This is a genomic window from Nocardia grenadensis NBRC 108939 (genome assembly GCF_001613445.1).
In the GTDB taxonomy this organism is placed as follows: Bacteria; Actinomycetota; Actinomycetes; order Mycobacteriales; family Mycobacteriaceae; genus Nocardia; species Nocardia grenadensis.
Window position 1 is genome coordinate 23,109 of record NZ_BDCJ01000010.1, and the last position, 14,951, is coordinate 38,059.

At 70.1% G+C, this 14,951-nt stretch carries 12 protein-coding genes; all 12 read right to left on the minus strand.

Annotated elements, in window-relative coordinates:
* Nucleotides 1-6 precede the first annotated feature (6 nt).
* Nucleotides 7-1,152: an undecaprenyldiphospho-muramoylpentapeptide beta-N-acetylglucosaminyltransferase gene (murG, locus tag NGR01S_RS12415; RefSeq protein WP_063036368.1), complete on the minus strand. Its 1,146-nt coding sequence runs from the start codon at nucleotides 1,150-1,152 to the stop codon at nucleotides 7-9.
* Nucleotides 1,149-2,585, minus strand: coding sequence for a putative lipid II flippase FtsW (gene ftsW, locus NGR01S_RS12420; RefSeq protein ID WP_063036369.1), 1,437 nt, complete (start codon nucleotides 2,583-2,585; stop codon nucleotides 1,149-1,151). The genes murG and ftsW overlap by 4 nt, the downstream gene beginning before the upstream one ends.
* A complete protein-coding gene (gene murD / locus NGR01S_RS12425; protein WP_063036370.1) occupies nucleotides 2,582-4,048 on the minus strand; it encodes a UDP-N-acetylmuramoyl-L-alanine--D-glutamate ligase in 1,467 nt (488 codons plus the stop codon). Before murD ends, ftsW begins: the two co-directional genes overlap by 4 nt.
* Before the next feature lie 49 nt (nucleotides 4,049-4,097).
* On the minus strand, nucleotides 4,098-5,174 hold the full coding sequence (gene mraY / locus NGR01S_RS12430; protein ID WP_030523849.1) for a phospho-N-acetylmuramoyl-pentapeptide-transferase: 1,077 nt from the start codon (nucleotides 5,172-5,174) through the stop codon (nucleotides 4,098-4,100).
* Nucleotides 5,171-6,724 (minus strand): UDP-N-acetylmuramoyl-tripeptide--D-alanyl-D-alanine ligase, encoded by a 1,554-nt coding sequence (locus NGR01S_RS12435; RefSeq protein ID WP_084480783.1) that lies wholly within the window; start codon nucleotides 6,722-6,724, stop codon nucleotides 5,171-5,173. The genes mraY and NGR01S_RS12435 overlap by 4 nt, the downstream gene beginning before the upstream one ends.
* Nucleotides 6,721-8,337: a UDP-N-acetylmuramoyl-L-alanyl-D-glutamate--2,6-diaminopimelate ligase gene (locus tag NGR01S_RS12440; protein WP_084480784.1), complete on the minus strand. Its 1,617-nt coding sequence runs from the start codon at nucleotides 8,335-8,337 to the stop codon at nucleotides 6,721-6,723. The genes NGR01S_RS12435 and NGR01S_RS12440 overlap by 4 nt, the downstream gene beginning before the upstream one ends.
* An 89-nt stretch (nucleotides 8,338-8,426) precedes the next feature.
* Nucleotides 8,427-10,394 (minus strand): peptidoglycan D,D-transpeptidase FtsI family protein, encoded by a 1,968-nt coding sequence (locus NGR01S_RS12445; RefSeq protein ID WP_157107236.1) that lies wholly within the window; start codon nucleotides 10,392-10,394, stop codon nucleotides 8,427-8,429.
* Nucleotides 10,391-11,296 carry a cell division protein FtsL gene (ftsL, locus tag NGR01S_RS31520; protein ID WP_245664558.1) on the minus strand — a complete coding sequence of 302 codons (906 nt, stop codon included), beginning with the start codon at nucleotides 11,294-11,296 and terminating at the stop codon, nucleotides 10,391-10,393. The genes NGR01S_RS12445 and ftsL overlap by 4 nt, the downstream gene beginning before the upstream one ends.
* 229 nt (nucleotides 11,297-11,525) lie before the next feature.
* Complete coding sequence (gene rsmH / locus NGR01S_RS12455; RefSeq protein ID WP_063036371.1) at nucleotides 11,526-12,503, minus strand: 16S rRNA (cytosine(1402)-N(4))-methyltransferase RsmH; 978 nt, start codon at nucleotides 12,501-12,503, stop codon at nucleotides 11,526-11,528.
* 280 nt (nucleotides 12,504-12,783) lie between these two features.
* Nucleotides 12,784-13,215 carry a division/cell wall cluster transcriptional repressor MraZ gene (mraZ, locus tag NGR01S_RS12460; protein ID WP_063036372.1) on the minus strand — a complete coding sequence of 144 codons (432 nt, stop codon included), beginning with the start codon at nucleotides 13,213-13,215 and terminating at the stop codon, nucleotides 12,784-12,786.
* Nucleotides 13,216-13,700: 485 nt separating this feature from the next.
* Nucleotides 13,701-14,132, minus strand: a complete 432-nt coding sequence (locus NGR01S_RS12465) for an SCO2097 family morphological protein (protein ID WP_063036373.1) — start codon at nucleotides 14,130-14,132, stop codon at nucleotides 13,701-13,703.
* A 193-nt stretch (nucleotides 14,133-14,325) separates the two neighbouring features.
* Nucleotides 14,326-14,718 carry an SAV_6107 family HEPN domain-containing protein gene (locus NGR01S_RS12470; protein WP_063036374.1) on the minus strand — a complete coding sequence of 131 codons (393 nt, stop codon included), beginning with the start codon at nucleotides 14,716-14,718 and terminating at the stop codon, nucleotides 14,326-14,328.
* Nucleotides 14,719-14,951 lie beyond the last annotated feature (233 nt).

Consider the following 14,951-nt stretch of genomic DNA (forward strand, 5'->3'; position numbering starts at 1 on the left):
CCCCGCTCACCGGCCCGCCGCCCGCAGCACGATCCGGGCGACCTCGTCGGCGGCATCGCGATGGCCGGCGCCGGCGGCGGCACGGCCCATCTCGGCTATGCGTGCTGGATCCGTGAGCAGCGGTATCACCTCGTCGATCACATATTTCGGGGACAGTTCGGGGTCGGCAACGATTCTGCCACCACCGGCCGCGACGACGGGCCGGGCATTGAGTTCCTGTTCACCGTTTCCGTGCGGCAGTGGTACGTAGATCGCGGGCAATCCCACCGCCGATACCTCGGCGACGGTCATCGCCCCGGACCGGCAGACCACCGCGTCGGCGGCGGCGTAGGCGAGATCCATCCGCGACAGGTAGGGCACCGCCACATAGGGCGCGGCGGGATCTACCGATCCGATATCCAGCGTGTTCTTGGGACCGTGGGCGTGCAGGACGGAGATACCGGCCGCGGCCAGTTGCGGGGCCGCGCCCGAGATCGCGTCGTTGAGCGACCGCGCCCCCTGGGAACCGCCGAACACCAGGAGCACCGGACCGGTCGCGGGCAGCCCGAAATGCTCCCGCGCCTGCGCCCGCAGCCCGGCCCGGTCGAGTGAAGTGATCGCGGCCCGTACCGGGATGCCGACAATCTCGGCGTCGAGCCCGGAATCCGGTACCGCGGCCAGTACCCGGGTCGCGCGCCGCGCGCCGACCTTGTTGGCGATACCTGCCTTCGCGTTGGCCTCGTGCACCACCACCGGCACCGCGCGCCGCCGCCGCAGGGCCCCGCGGCCCGCGGCGAGATAGGCGGGCAATGCCACATAACCACCGAACCCGACGATCACATCCGCCTCGACCGCGTCGATGATCTCGCGGGTACGGCGTACCGAGGCCCGGACCCGGCCGGGCAGCCGCAGCAGATCCGCACTGGGTTTGCGCGGCAACGGCACCGGCGGGATCAGTTCGAGCGGGTATCCCCGTTCGGGTACCAGGGTCGTTTCCAGTCCGCGCGCGGTGCCGAGCGCGGTCACCCGGATCCCGGGATCCAGTCGCCGCAACGCGTCGGCGACGGCCAGGGCCGGTTCGATATGCCCGGCCGTACCGCCACCGGCGACGATCACCGATATCCCGTCCGTGCGCGATGCCGTGTGCTCGCCTGCGGACTGAGGTGCGCTCACCTGTTTCTTCCCCGTTCTCGTGCGTGTGTCACCGAATAGCTGGGTTCCCAGGCCCGGGTGGCCCGCAGGGTGTCGGTACCGCGGCTGTTGGCGCGCGGCCGGGCCCGTACGGGCTCGTCCCGCGGCTCGGTGCGGGCCGGGCGGCGCGCCGGGCCCCGGTCACGGCCGGCCGCGGCGCGGGCCCGCACCGGATGGTAGACCTCCGGTTTCGGCAGTCGCAGCAGGCGACTGACCCGCCCGTCCTGTCCGGCGTGCAGGGCCGCCACCGCCTCGGGTTCGTGCCGGGCCGCGTTGGCGATGATGCCGAACATGAACAGGGTCAGTGCCAGCGACGAACCGCCCGCCGAGACCAGCGGCAACTGCAGTCCGGTGACCGGCAGCAGACCCACCACGTAACCGATGTTGATCAGTGCCTGCCCGGTGATCCAGGTGGTGGCGGTCGCGGTGAGCAGACGCAGGAAGGGGTCCACCGAGCGGGCGGCGATCCGCAGACCGGCGTAGACGAACAGCGCGAACAGGCCCAGCACGAGCGCGCAGCCAAGGAACCCGAGTTCCTCGCCGATGATGGCGAAGATGAAGTCGTTGTGCGAGTTGGGCAAATAGCTCCATTTGGCCCGGCTCTGCCCGAGCCCGCGACCCCACAGACCGCCGTCGGCCAGCGAGTACATCGCCTGGCGGGCCTGATAGTTGATGCCCTGGGGGTCGTCGGCGGGATTGAAGAAGGCGCGCATCCGGTCGGAGCGGTAGCCCGCCGAGAGCGCGAGCGCGAGGGCGGCGATGGCGCCCGAGGCGAGGATGGCCACGAACAGTCGCACCGGCAGGCCGCCGAACCACAGCAGCGCCAGCAGGACGATCCCGAGGGCGATGGTGGTGGACAGGTTCGGCTGCAGCACGATCAACAGGCACACCAGCAGGCCGGCCGGAACCAGCGGCACCAGCAGATTCTTCAAACCACCCGGATCGTTGGCCGCCCGCCCCGCGGCGCGCCGCGAGATCAGCAGGTGCGCGCCCCACACCACGAACGTCACCTTCACCAGCTCCGAGGGCTGGATCGAGAACAACCCCAGATCGATCCAGCGGCGGGCGCCGTTGACCGTACTGCCGACCCCCGGGATCAATACGAGGACCAGCAGCAGTACCGATATCGCGAACACCGGGAAGGACAGCTGACGCAGCCGCCGGAACGGTATCCGCAGCGCGAGATAGAACAGCACCGCGCCGACCATCGCGTACATCATCTGTTGTACGAACAGCGAATACGCCGACCCGCCGTCGGCGTAGGACTCCACACTGGAGGCCGACAACACCATCACCAGACCCAGCACGGTGAGCAGGGTGGCGATGGTGACGACCAGATGGAACGAGGCCAGCGGCCGCGCCAGCCAGGCGCCGAATCGGCCCACCTGTACCTGTCGCGTGCCGCGCGGTCTCATAACCGCCGCCCGAGGTCCTCGTCCTTCAGGTCCTCCACCGCACCGGCGAAGCTGCGGCCCCGGTGGGTGTAGTCGGTGAACATGTCCAGCGATGCCGCCGCGGGCGCGAGCAAGACGGTATCGCCGGGTCCGGCGAACGCCGCCGCCTCCCGCACCGCACGCTCCATCACCGCGTCGGCGATATCGGTATTGCGGGTCCCGGTGATCGCTTCGTCCATGACTGCCTGCCCCATACCGGCATGATCCCGCGTATCCAACTCGACCACGGGGACTTCCGGCGCGTGTCGCGCCAGCGCGGCCGCGATCACCGGGGCGTCGGCACCGAACAACACGACGGCGACCAGCCGCTCGGCGACCTCCTCCACCAGATCCTCGACACCGGCACCCTTGAGCTGGCCGCCGGCGATCCAGACGACATGCTGATGGCCCAAAATCGACGACCGCGCGGCATGCGGGTTGGTGGCCTTGGAATCGTCGACGAACTCGACGCCGCCCAGTTCACGCACCAGCGCCGACCGGTGCGGGCCGACCTTGTGCTCGATCAGGCCCTCCCGGACGAACTGCGGCGCCACATCGATGGCCCGGGTCAGCGCGGCCGCGGCCAGGGCGTCGGCGACACCGGCCGGGCCGGGCGGGCTGATCTCCTTGGCCTCGGCCAGGATCGCCGCCTTGGTGAAGGCCCGGTCCAGCAGTTTGCCGTCGACCACGCCGAGCTCACCGTCGGCCGGAACACCGATCCGGAACCCGATCGTGCGGCGCGCCTTCGAGCGGCGGGCCAGGCGGGCGGCCACCGGGTCGTCGAGTCCGACCACCCCGACCCGCCCCAGCAGGGCCCGCGATTTGGCGGCGGCGTAAGCGTCGAGCCCACCGTGCCAGTCCAGATGGTCCTCGGCCACGTTCAGCACCACCCCGGCCTCCGGTCGTACCGACGGCGCCCAGTGCAGCTGGAACGACGACAACTCCACCGCCAGCACCTGCGGTCCCGGATTGCGGCGCAAGGCGTCCAGGATCGGCAGTCCGATATTGCCGCAGGCGACACTGGGGATACCGGCGGCCCGCAGAATGGAATGGGTCATCTGCGTGGTCGTGGTCTTCCCGTTGGTCCCGGTCACCACCAGCCATTTGCGGACCGGACCGTAGATCCGGGCCTGATCGACCCACCACGCGAATTCGACATCGCCCCAGACCGGGATACCCTCGGACACCGCCGAGGCCAGCACCGGGGAGTCCGGCCGCCAGCCCGGACTGGTGATCACCAGCGCGAACCGCGACCAGTCGGTGTTCTCCATTTCGGCCGCGGGCGCGATATCCAGCCCCAGTCCGGCGGCTTCGGCCAGAGCCGCGGCGCCGCTGTCGGTCACCACGGGCCGGGCGCCGATATCGCGCAGCGGCGTGACCAGCGAACGACCCGAAACACCCCAACCGGCGACCAGCACCTCGCGGCCGCGCAGGAATTCCAGCATCGGGCCCGGCGAACGCAGGGCCCTGGGCGTATGTTCCTCCATCGTCAACTCACCCGACCGCGGAGAGATATTCGCTGTAGAACAGGGAGAGTCCAGCGGCCGAGGCCATCGCGGCCAGTAACCAGAACCGGATGATCACCGTGGTCTCCGCCCATTTGCTCAATTCGAAATGGTGGTGGAACGGCGCCATCTTGAACAGCCGGTTGCGAGTGGTCCGGAACACCGCCACCTGCAGCACCACCGACGCCGCCTCGGCGACGAACAGCGCACCGATGACCACCATCAGCAGTTCGGTGCGGGTGGTGATGGACAGCCCGGCGAGCAGCCCGCCCAGGGCCAGCGATCCGGTATCACCCATGAAGATCTTGGCGGGCGCGGCATTCCACCACAGGAATCCGATGCACGCCGCGGTGCCGGCCGCGCAGACCAGGGCCAGATCCAGTGGGTCGCGGACGTTGTAGCAGCCGGTCTCGGGTTTGGTCTCGCACGAGTGGTAGTACTGCCAGAACGTGATGACGACGTAGCCGCCGAGCACCAGGCTCATCGACCCCGCGGCCAGACCGTCCAGGCCGTCGGTGAGGTTCACCGCGTTCGACCAGGCCACCACGATGAGGCAGACGAAGGCCAGGAATACGACCACGCTCATCGAGACGGTGTTGATATCGCGCACGTACGACAGCTGCCGGCTCGCCGGGGACAGTCCGCTGCCACCCGGGAACTGCAGCGCCAGCACACCGAACACCACTGCCGCCGTGATCTGGCCCAGGTATTTGCCCGCGGCCGTGAGCCCGAGATTGCGCCCCTTGCGGATCTTGATGAAATCGTCGATGAACCCGACCACGCCCAGCGCGGTGGCCAGGCCCAGGACCAGCAGCGCGGAGGCGGTGGGACCTTCGGCCTCGTAACCGATTCCGATCAGATGGGAGCCGAGATACCCCGCCCACATGCCGATGATGATCGCCACGCCGCCCATGGTGGGAGTACCGCGTTTGGACTGATGGCTGGCCGGTCCGTCGACCCGGATCTCCTGCCCGAAACCCTGCCGGGCGAATATCCGGATCAGTAGCGGCGTCAACAGGATCGACACCGTCAGTGCGATCGCCGCCGCGAACAAGATCTGTCTCATCGCACTGCCTCCGTGCTCACCCCGTCGGCGGCGCCGGCGCCGCCGGATGCCGGTGTGCCGGCACCCGTGTTCTGCTCACCCTCGGCCAGCAGTTGTTCGGCGACCGCCCACAGGCCGACCGATTGCGATGCCTTCACCAGCACCACGTCACCCGCGCCGACTTCGGCGGCGAGCAACTCCACGGCCGCTTCGATATCCGGGACGAGCACCGATTCCTCACCCCATGAGCCTTCCATGACCGCTCCCTGGTGCATGCCCCGGGAGGGTCGTCCGGTCCCGACCACGATGAGCCGGTCCACATCCAAGCGGACCGCGAGGCGGCCGATCCCGTCGTGTTCCACCACCGACTCCGGGCCGAGTTCGGCCATTTCGCCGAGGACGGCCCAGCTCCGCCGGGGGGTGTCGCCCGTCCGGGCCATGGTGACCAGCGCTTTGAGCGCGGCCCGCATGGAATCCGGGTTGGCGTTGTAGGAGTCGTTGATCACCGTGACCCCGGCGGCGCTGGTGCGTACGTCCATACGACGCGCCGACGCCGCGCGGGCGTCGGTGAGCGCGGTGACGAGGGTGTCGAGGTCGGCGCCGCACTCCAGGGCCACCGCGGCGGCCGACAGCGCGTTACCGACCTGGTGTTCCCCGTGCACGGCCAGGGTGACCGGACGGGCGCCGAGCGGGGTGTGCAGTGTGAACGACGCCCTGGCCTGCTCGTCCAGAGTGATTGCGCCGGCCCGGATCTGCGCGCCGGCGGCGTGCCCGACGGTTACCACGCGGGCCGCCGTACGCGCGGCCATCGCGCTGACTTTCGGATCGTCGGCGTTCAGCACGGCCAGACCGGTTTCGGGCAGCGCCTCCACGAGTTCACCCTTGGTCTGCGCGATCGCCTCGCGACTACCGAATTCGCCTAGATGCGCCGTACCCACATTGAGGACCACCCCGATACTCGGGGGCGCCACCCGGGCCAGCGCGGCGATATGCCCGGGCCCGCGCGCCGACATCTCCAGTACCAGGAACCGGGTGTCCGGACCGGCACGCAGGGCGGTCCAGGGATGCCCGAGTTCGTTGTTGAAGGAGCCGGGTGGGGCCACCACCGGTCCCAGCGGTGCGAGCACCGCCGCCAGCAGGTCCTTGGTGGAGGTCTTACCCGAGGATCCGGTGACGCCGACCACGGTCAGCCCCCCGGCCGCGACCAGCCGCGACACGCTCTCCCGGGCCAGCGCGGCCAGCGCGGTCAGCACCGCGGCGCCGGCGCCGGTCGAATCATGGCTCAGCGCGAGCGCGCTCGACGGCACCGATCCCGGCGCGGGAGGCACGACGATGGCCGGCACGCCGACCGGGCGGGCGGCCAGTACGGCAACCGCGCCGGCCTCGATCGCGGCGGCCGCGTAGTCGTGGCCGTCGACGCGCTCGCCCGGGATCGCCAGGAAGATATCGCCGGGACCGATTCGGCGCGAATCGAATTCGACCGACCCGGTCACCCTCACCTCCGGGTCACCGACGTCGTGCAGCGTTGCGCCCACGACCTCGGCGATATCCCGCAGTGTCATTTCGATCATGAAACTGTCAAGTCCTCCGCGCCCGTCGACCACGAACCGTTGTCCGCGCCCCCGGAACTGTGTCCCAATGCCGAATCGATCGCCGCCGCGAGTACCTCGCGGTCGTCGAACGGATACTTCACCCCGTTGATCTCCTGCCCTGCTTCGTGGCCCTTGCCGGCCACCAGCACCACATCGCCGGGGTGCGCCCAACCGACCGCGGCCGCGATGGCCGCGGCCCGGTCACCGATATCACGGACCTCGCCACGCTGCTCGTCGGCGACACTCTGCGCGCCCGCGATAAGCGACGCGCGGATCGCCGCCGGATCCTCGGTCCGTGGGTTGTCGTCGGTGACGATGAGCAGATCCGCGCCGCGGGCCGCGGCCGCGCCCATCGGGCCGCGTTTACCGGTGTCCCGGTCGCCGCCGGCGCCGACCACCACCGCCAACCGGCCCCGGCTGCCCGCCGTGGCCAGGTGGGTGCGCATCGTGGCGATCACCGATTCCACGGCGGCGGGTTTGTGGGCGTAGTCCACCAGGGCCAGGAACTCCTGCCCGCGTTCCACCCGCTGCATCCGGCCGGGTACATCCACCGTGGCCAGCGCGGGCGCGGCGGTCCCCGGCGCCACTCCGGCGGCCGCGCACACCGCGACCGCGAGCAGACCGTTGGCGACGTTGTAGTCACCGGGCAGGCGCAGCCGCACCGGCGTCTCGCCGTCCGGTCCGGCCGCGGTGAACTCCTGTTCCCCGCCGTGGGCGCGGGCGGGACCGGCCAGCGACCAGTCCGCCGGTCCGCTGGTCGCCACTCGGATCGGCGCGTCGAGGCCGTCGGCGAGGCGGCGGCCCCAGGCGTCGTCCACACACACCACGGCGGTACGAGCGGCGACCGGGGACTCCGGTTCGAACAGCCGGCGCTTGGCGGCGAAATAGTCCTCGAAATCGGCGTGGAAGTCCAGATGGTCCTGCGACAGGTTGGTGAACGCGCCGACCGCGAACCGCACCCCGTCCACCCGGCCCAGGGTCAGGGCGTGGCTGGAGACCTCCATCACCACCGCGTCCACACCCTGTTCCACCATCAGCGCGAACATGGCGTGCAATTGCGGCGCCTCGGGCGTGGTGAGCGCGCTCGGGACCCGGCGGCCCCCGATTCTGGTCTCGATGGTGCCGATCAGGGCGGTGGACAGACCCCCGGCGGCCAGTCCGGCCTCCACCAGATAGGACGAAGTGGTCTTACCGGAGGTACCGGTGATCCCGATGATCCGTAACCGCTCCGACGGATGACCGTAGATCGCCGCGGACAACTCGCCGAGGACGGCGCGCGGGTTCTCCCGCACCAGGACCGGCACCGGCAGGTCACCGGCCAGTTCCGCCCCGGCGGCGTCGGTGAGTACGGCGACCGCGCCGCGGGCCACCGCGTCCGCGGCGAACCGGGCGCCGTGCGCCCGGGAGCCGGGTAACGCCGTGAACAGATCACCGGGTAGAACCGCGTCGGAGCGCTGTTCTATCCCGGTGACGGATAGGTCGGTGGCGACCGGTGGCCGAAGTTCGGCGTCGATCAGATCCAGCAGGTCGGGCAGCGGTGTCGACAGCGGCCGGGCCGGCCGCAGCGAGGGCTGGCTGGACTGCGCGGGCACAGGATTCCTCTCTGCATGATGAAGCGCGGATACGACGACGAGTCAGGTTACCGACGCCGGGTCACGGTCGGGTAAGCCGGTTCGCCGAATCACGACGCCTGCAGGACGAACTGCCGTTCCGGCTCGCTCGACGGCGGAATCCGATCCCGCTGCAGTGCCCAGGAGGCGATGTCGTGGAACAGCGGTGCGGCCGACTGCCCGCCGCTGCCGTCGGAACTGCGGACCGGCGCGTCGAGCATCAGTCCGATGACATAGCGCGGGTTGTCCGCGGGTGCGATACCGGCGAAGGTGATCCAGTACGAGGAGCTCGAATAACACCCGCAGTTCGGGTCGACCTGCTGCGCCGTCCCGGTCTTCCCGGCGATCCGGTAGCCGTCGACCGCGGCGGCGGCGCCGGTCCCCATCTGCACTCCGGTCGGATCGTTCTGCACCACCGATTGGAACATGGTGCGTAGTGTGCGCGCGGTGTCGGGGCTCACCACGCGCACGCCGTCGGGCGCCGGTTCCTCGGTGCGGGTCCCGTCGGGGGCGACGGTGGCGCGCACGATACGCGGCGGCATCCGGAGCCCGTCGTTGGCGATGGCCTGGTACATACCGGTCATCTGCAGGGTGGTCATCGAAAGGCCCTGCCCGATGGGCAGGTTCGCGAACGTACCACCGGACCACTGGTCCCGGGCGGGCAGCAGGCCGGAACTCTCCCCGGGCAGCCCGACCTCGGTGCGCCGGCCCAGCCCGAAGCGCTCGAGCATATCGGCGAACCGGTCCTCGCCGACCCGCTGCGCCAGCATCAGGGTGCCCACATTGGAGGACTTACCGAAGATCCCGGTCGTGGTGTAGGGGGCCACACCGTGTTCCCAGGCGTCACCGACGGTCACTCCGGACATATCGATGCGGCCGGGCACCTGATGCACCTCGTCCGGCGTGGTGAGGCCGTATTCGACGGCCGCGGCCGCGGTCACCACCTTGTTGACCGATCCGGGTTCGAAGGGCTGGGTCACCGACGGGTTGTCCAGCCCGGCCGGATCCCAGTGCTGCGGACCGAGCGCCGGATTGAATGTGTTGTCGTTGGCCATGGCCAGCACCTGGCCGGTCTTGGCGTCCAGCACCACCGCGGAGGCCGATTTCGCGCCCGAGCGGTCCTTGGCCTGCTGCACCTGCTGTTGCACATGGTTCTGCAGGTAGGAGTCCAGGGTGAGTTCGACATTGTTGCCGTCGACGGCGGGCTGACGGTCACGGAGACTGCCGGGGATCACGGCCCCGTCGGAGCCTCGGTCATAGGTGTAGGAGCCGTCGGTGCCGGCGAGCGCCGAATCCAGCGAGGCCTCCAGCCCGACCCGGCCGTGGCCGTCCCAGCCGGTGGCCCCGACGATATTGGCCGCCAGCGAACCCCCCGGGTATTCGCGCAGGTCCTGGCGTTCGGTACCGACCTCGGGGAACTTCGCGGTGATCTCGTCGGCCTTCCGCGGGTCGACGTTGCGGGCCAGGTACACGAAGGTCTGGTCACTGCGCAGTTTCTCCAGCAGATCGGATTCCTTGGGCCCTTCGTCACCGAGGATCCGATGGATGGTCCCGGCGATATCCTCGAGCCGCCGATCCGGGTCGGGCGCCGAGTCGTCCTTCGCCCGGGCGTCGGCGAGATCCTTGCGCACCCGGACGGGCTGGAAGTTCAGCGACTGGGCGGTGATGGTGAAGGCCAGGGATTTGCCGTTGCGGTCGGTGACGGTGCCGCGGGTGGCGGGAAGATCCTGGTAGGCCGTGCGCTGCCCGGCCGCCTGCGCCGACAGCGTGGGCGCGGCGATGGTCTGGATCCACAGCAGTTGCAGGGCCACCACGGTCAGTGCCACCAGCATGATCAACCGGCCCACGCCGAGCCGGATCCGCACCGGCCCGTTCGGCGCGGATCGCCCACCCGGACGCGACCGCCCGGGTGGCTGCCGGGACCGCCCGGGCGTGGACCGGGCGACCTCGGCGGATCGCTTCTTCGATTTTCCGCGATCGGTCGCGGCCCGGGATCTCGGCGCGGAATCGCGCCCACGCCCCGACCCGCGCCGGTTCATCGGATCTCCTCACCCGCCGTAACGGGCGGCAGCGGCGCGACCGAGGTGGGTTCGACAGCGCCGGGCGTATCCGCCGGCGCCGGGGACGCGTCCTCGACCGGAACGGACGCTTCGGCCGGAGCAGTACCCTCGACCGGAGCGGGAGCACCCTCGACCGGAGCGGGAGCGGTTCCGTCGGGCGGCGCAGGCGCCTCGGCCGGAGCAGCACCCTCGACCGGCGGTTCCGCGCCATCGGCCGGGGCGGCAGCGCCCGGGACGTCCTCGCCCGGCTGCGGCACGGGCGTCAGATCGGTCTCCGGGGCCGCGAGCACACCGCCCGAGCCCGGCGCGGCCGAGTCCGATCGCGGCAGCGTCGGAACCGGCACGATCCGTTCGCCCGGATCCCCACCGGAGCGCGGAGCTCCGCCGCGGGGTGCGTTCAGCGGCGGGGCCGGCGGCCCCTGGGCGGGTTTCGGTTCGCCCACCACGGTGACCGTTCCATCGGGGGCGACGACCAGTCGCGCCGGATCCACGGCCGGGATCATGCCCAGTTCCCGGGCACGAGTGGCGAGTTCGGGCGCCGAATCGGCGGCGGCGACCTCCCGCTGCAAGGCCGCGCGTTCGTCGGAGAGCACCCGGTTGGCCTCACGCGCGTCGCTGAGCTGGTAGCTGTCCTCGGCGGCACGGGTGGTCAGTACCAGCGTGAGCGCTAGACCACAGCCGAACATGGCCAGAATGGCGGCGACGAACGGTCCGCGACCCGCCAGTTCCGACCGCGGCGCGACCGCCGGCGCTGTACCGGACGGCCCGGTGCGCTGCCGCCGCCGGGCGTAGGCCCGCTGCGCGGCACCGGATTTCACCCGCTCCGCGTCGTGTACCCGCCGAGCCGGCCGCCCGGTCTCGGTACGTGTGCTCACGCTCATACCTGACACCCCCGTATCGGTGTGATGGCCCGCGGTTCCGGCCCGCGTACGCCTGTGCTGTGGTCCGTAATGCCCAGCCGGTGCTCCCCTGACACCACGATTTCGCGGACACCACTGTGATATCCGCATCCGGCACCCACACCGTCGTACCGCGGTCGCGCCACGCGGACAAGCGAATTCGCTGCTCCGCGGGCCACCGCTGCGGCGTGGCCGGTGCCGGTGCCCGGTGTCATCCCGCCTCCTGCACGATCTTCTCGGCGGCGCGCATCCGGACCGGCGCGGCGCGGGGATTCTCCTCGATCTCGGCGGGGCCGGCCTGTTCGGCGCCCCGGGTCAGCATGCGGAACTCCGGCCCCATACCCGGGAGTTCGACCGGAAGCCCCACCGGTGTGCGGGATTTCGCGCGCTCGGCCAGCTCGTGCTTGACCACCCGGTCCTCGAGCGACTGATAGGACATGACCACGATCCGGCCGCCCGGGCGCAAGGCCGCCAGCGCGGCCGGAAGCGCCGCACGCAGCGAATCCAGTTCCCCGTTCACCTCCACCCGCAGTGCCTGGAAGGTGCGCTTGGCCGGATGCCCGCCGGTCCGGCGGGCCGGCGCGGGGATGGTGTCGTAGAGCAGGCTCACCAGTTCGGCACTGGTACGCAGCGGCTGCCGGACGCGGCGTCGCACGATCTCGGCGGCGATCCGGTTCGCGAACCGTTCCTCGCCGTAGACCCTCAGCACCCGGGCGATCTCGCCCTGGCTGTAGGTGTTGAGCACATCCGCGGCGGTCGGGCCGGTGGTCGCGTCCATCCGCATATCCAGCGGAGCGTCCACGGAGTAGGCGAAACCTCGCTCCGCCTCGTCCAGCTGCATGGACGAGACCCCGAGATCCATCAGGATGCCGCTGACCGAACCGGTGGCCGGCAGACCGGCCTCCGCGAGTGCGGCGGCGATCCCGTCGTACCGGGTGTGTACCAGGGTGATTCGGTCGGCGTAGGGCCGGAGACGGTCGGTGGTGAGCTCGAGCGCGCGGGTATCGCGGTCGAGGCCTACGAGCCGGAGGTCGGTGTGGGTGCGCAGGAAGTACTCGGCATGACCGCCGAGCCCCAGCGTCGCATCGAGGTAGACGGCGGTCGGGCCGCCGAGTACCGGATCGAGCAATTCGGCGGCGCGGGTGAGCAGAACAGGGACGTGTCGCGTGCCGTGCTGCTCACGGTTCAAATCGGCCTCCCGGATCCGTGCCTCGCTCCGTGACGACCCGATTCGGGTCGCATCCGCACCTCAGGTGGATGCGGATCACCGGCGCCGAAGCGGGCGAACAATTGATTGCGCGAGATGCGGCCGCGCCACCGTTCGATCCGGCGCGTCCACGGGGTGAGCGACAGAAGGAAAATCGGTGACGTGACGAATGCCGCGGGGTCTCTGACCGAAGCGGCACCTGGCGTCGGGGAAGTACGTCAGGGTCCGCGTCCGGGCAGAGGCCGCGTGGCACTCGCGCGGGCTAGAAGATTCCGCCCAGTGCCTCGTCTCTCGCTTGTGCGTAGTCCTCCTCGTGCTCGGCGAGGTAGGTCTCCCACGCCTGCTTGTCCCATATCTCCAGGAAGTCGACCGAACCGATGACCGTACAGTCGCGGGTGAGGTTGGCGTACCGGCGATGTTCGGCCGACAACACGATCCGGCCCTGCGAGTCGAGCCGCTGCTCGTCCGTGCCCGCTGCCAGCGCCCGGACGAAGGCCCGCGCCTGCGGGTTGCTCCGGGATGCCGACGCGGCGCGCCGGGCGAGCACACTGAACTCGTCCTTCGGATAGACGGCAAGGCTGTGGTCCTGTCCTTTGGTGACCATCAACCCTCCCGCCAGATCGTCTCGAAACTTTGCGGGCAACGTGAGTCGCCCTTTGTCGTCCAGACGAGGTGTGTAAGTACCGAGAAACAACCCGATACCTCCTACCGGACCACCTCGAATGGTGTTGACCGGCTACGCCGGTCGAGTGCCTCACGGCCTCTCCTGTAGTGCGCGCTCCACATTACCCCACTTTCCCCCACTTTCAATCGAAACACGGGGTGATGTGCCTCCCCGGCCGTTCGATTTCGCAGGTCACCCCAGCTATCACCGGCCGAGCGAACATTTCGCAGGCCCTGCCTCCCTGCGCGCGTCCCCGGCCACCGACTCCGGCGGACCCCGTCAACTTCCAGCAAACCCACTGTTCACGCCTGTGCGGCCGGAGCAGTGGGGCGCGGTGGAGGAACACGGTGGGGGGAGATGGGAAAAGGTGGCCCCCGGCACGTAGCGCCGGGCCGCGGGCACCCGGGCATCCCGCGAGCGAACGGTCCGGCGCATACACGGACAGCGGTGCCGCACCGGGATGGGTGCGGCACCGCTGTCCGTCGATTACCGGGTCGGCGCGAACGCCGGGTGGCCTACTCCTCGAACCTTCGGCGGAAACGATCCTCCATGCGCTCGGTGAATCCACCGGAACGACGCGGACGCCCACGCCCGCCGGCTGCCCGCTCCGATGATCCGGTACCGCCGGAATCGCTCGATGTACCGCTGCCGCGGTCCGGCGTGGCGCCCTTGGCGCCGCCGAGCAGGAGCAGCACTCCGGCACCGAACATGACGATGAACCCGATCAGACTGATGATCGGAAAGCCGCCGGGTCGCACCGGAAGGGCGACGCCCGCGACGAGTAGGACGAGGCCGAGTACGAACAAGGCCGCGGCCTGGAGTCGACGGCGACTCGAGGTTGTACGAAGACGTCCACCACGGACGGACGACGCGAACTTCGGGTCCTCAGCATAGAGCGCGCTCTCGATCTGTTCGAGCATGCGCTGCTCGTGCTCGGAGAGTGGCACGGTACCTCCCCCGGCACTAGGTCGTGGCTGTCGCCTCCGGGTAGGCGACAGATAACCCCTTGGCGGCTATCTGTCATCAATGATACGAGTTCGCCAAGAGTGGTACCACCATATGGGTGCAGCCGAACGAAGTTCGTCGCCGGATCGAATCCGGCGACGGCCGAATCCAGAGGTCCGGGGGCGGCGGCGGTTCCTATCGGAGCGAGTCGTCTCCGTCACCGGCGGCGCGCAGCCGGGCGGCCGGGGCGATGAGATCCTCGACGTCGTGCAGGAAGGCGGCCACCCGCGAGGAGAACTCGTCGGCCGCCGGATCGTCGATCGCCCGGGGCAGCCCGGCCTCCAGCGCCGCCCGGGTCGCGGAATGGCCGCTGAAATAATCCGCCCACATCACGAATTCGGGGGCGGCGCGCTGCAACATCACCCACGCGTTACGGGAGCGGGCCCGCGGCGCGGTATCGGCGCCGGTGAGCGCCAGCACCGCGCCGGCCCCGCGCAGGGCCGCCAGATAGGCCCCGCGGAAACGTTCCCGCGGATCCCGCTCCCCCGCCGCTTCCATGAGCAGCCCGTCGGCGCGCCGCAAGAGCATCCCCGCCCGTCCCGGTTGCACCGGGTGCACGCTTCGATCCGACATAGCCGTCCCTCCGTATCTCGCCTGTCACCCCCGCGGCGGTCCACCGGTATGGCAGGCTGAGCGTGCACCGCGGGGGCGAACAAGTTTTCGAACGTTTGGCTCGAGCTTGAATATAGAGACGACCACCGACATGTTCGTGCGCCGAAACCCGCCGCCCTGCCGACCGCGAAAGAGCCCACCGATATCGC

What these genes read in the sequence shown, in the direction of transcription:
- ftsW (WP_063036369.1), bottom strand. Translation starts at nt 2,585, where the DNA reads ATGAGACCGCGCGGCACGCGACAGGTACAGGTGGGCCGATTCGGCGCC.
- murD (WP_063036370.1), bottom strand. Translation starts at nt 4,048, where the DNA reads ATGCTGGAATTCCTGCGCGGCCGCGAGGTGCTGGTCGCCGGTTGGGGT.
- mraY (WP_030523849.1), bottom strand. Translation starts at nt 5,174, where the DNA reads ATGAGACAGATCTTGTTCGCGGCGGCGATCGCACTGACGGTGTCGATC.
- NGR01S_RS12435 (WP_084480783.1), bottom strand. Translation starts at nt 6,724, where the DNA reads ATGATCGAAATGACACTGCGGGATATCGCCGAGGTCGTGGGCGCAACG.
- NGR01S_RS12445 (WP_157107236.1), bottom strand. Translation starts at nt 10,394, where the DNA reads ATGAACCGGCGCGGGTCGGGGCGTGGGCGCGATTCCGCGCCGAGATCC.
- ftsL (WP_245664558.1), bottom strand. Translation starts at nt 11,296, where the DNA reads ATGAGCGTGAGCACACGTACCGAGACCGGGCGGCCGGCTCGGCGGGTA.
- NGR01S_RS12470 (WP_063036374.1), bottom strand. Translation starts at nt 14,718, where the DNA reads ATGCTCTTGCGGCGCGCCGACGGGCTGCTCATGGAAGCGGCGGGGGAG.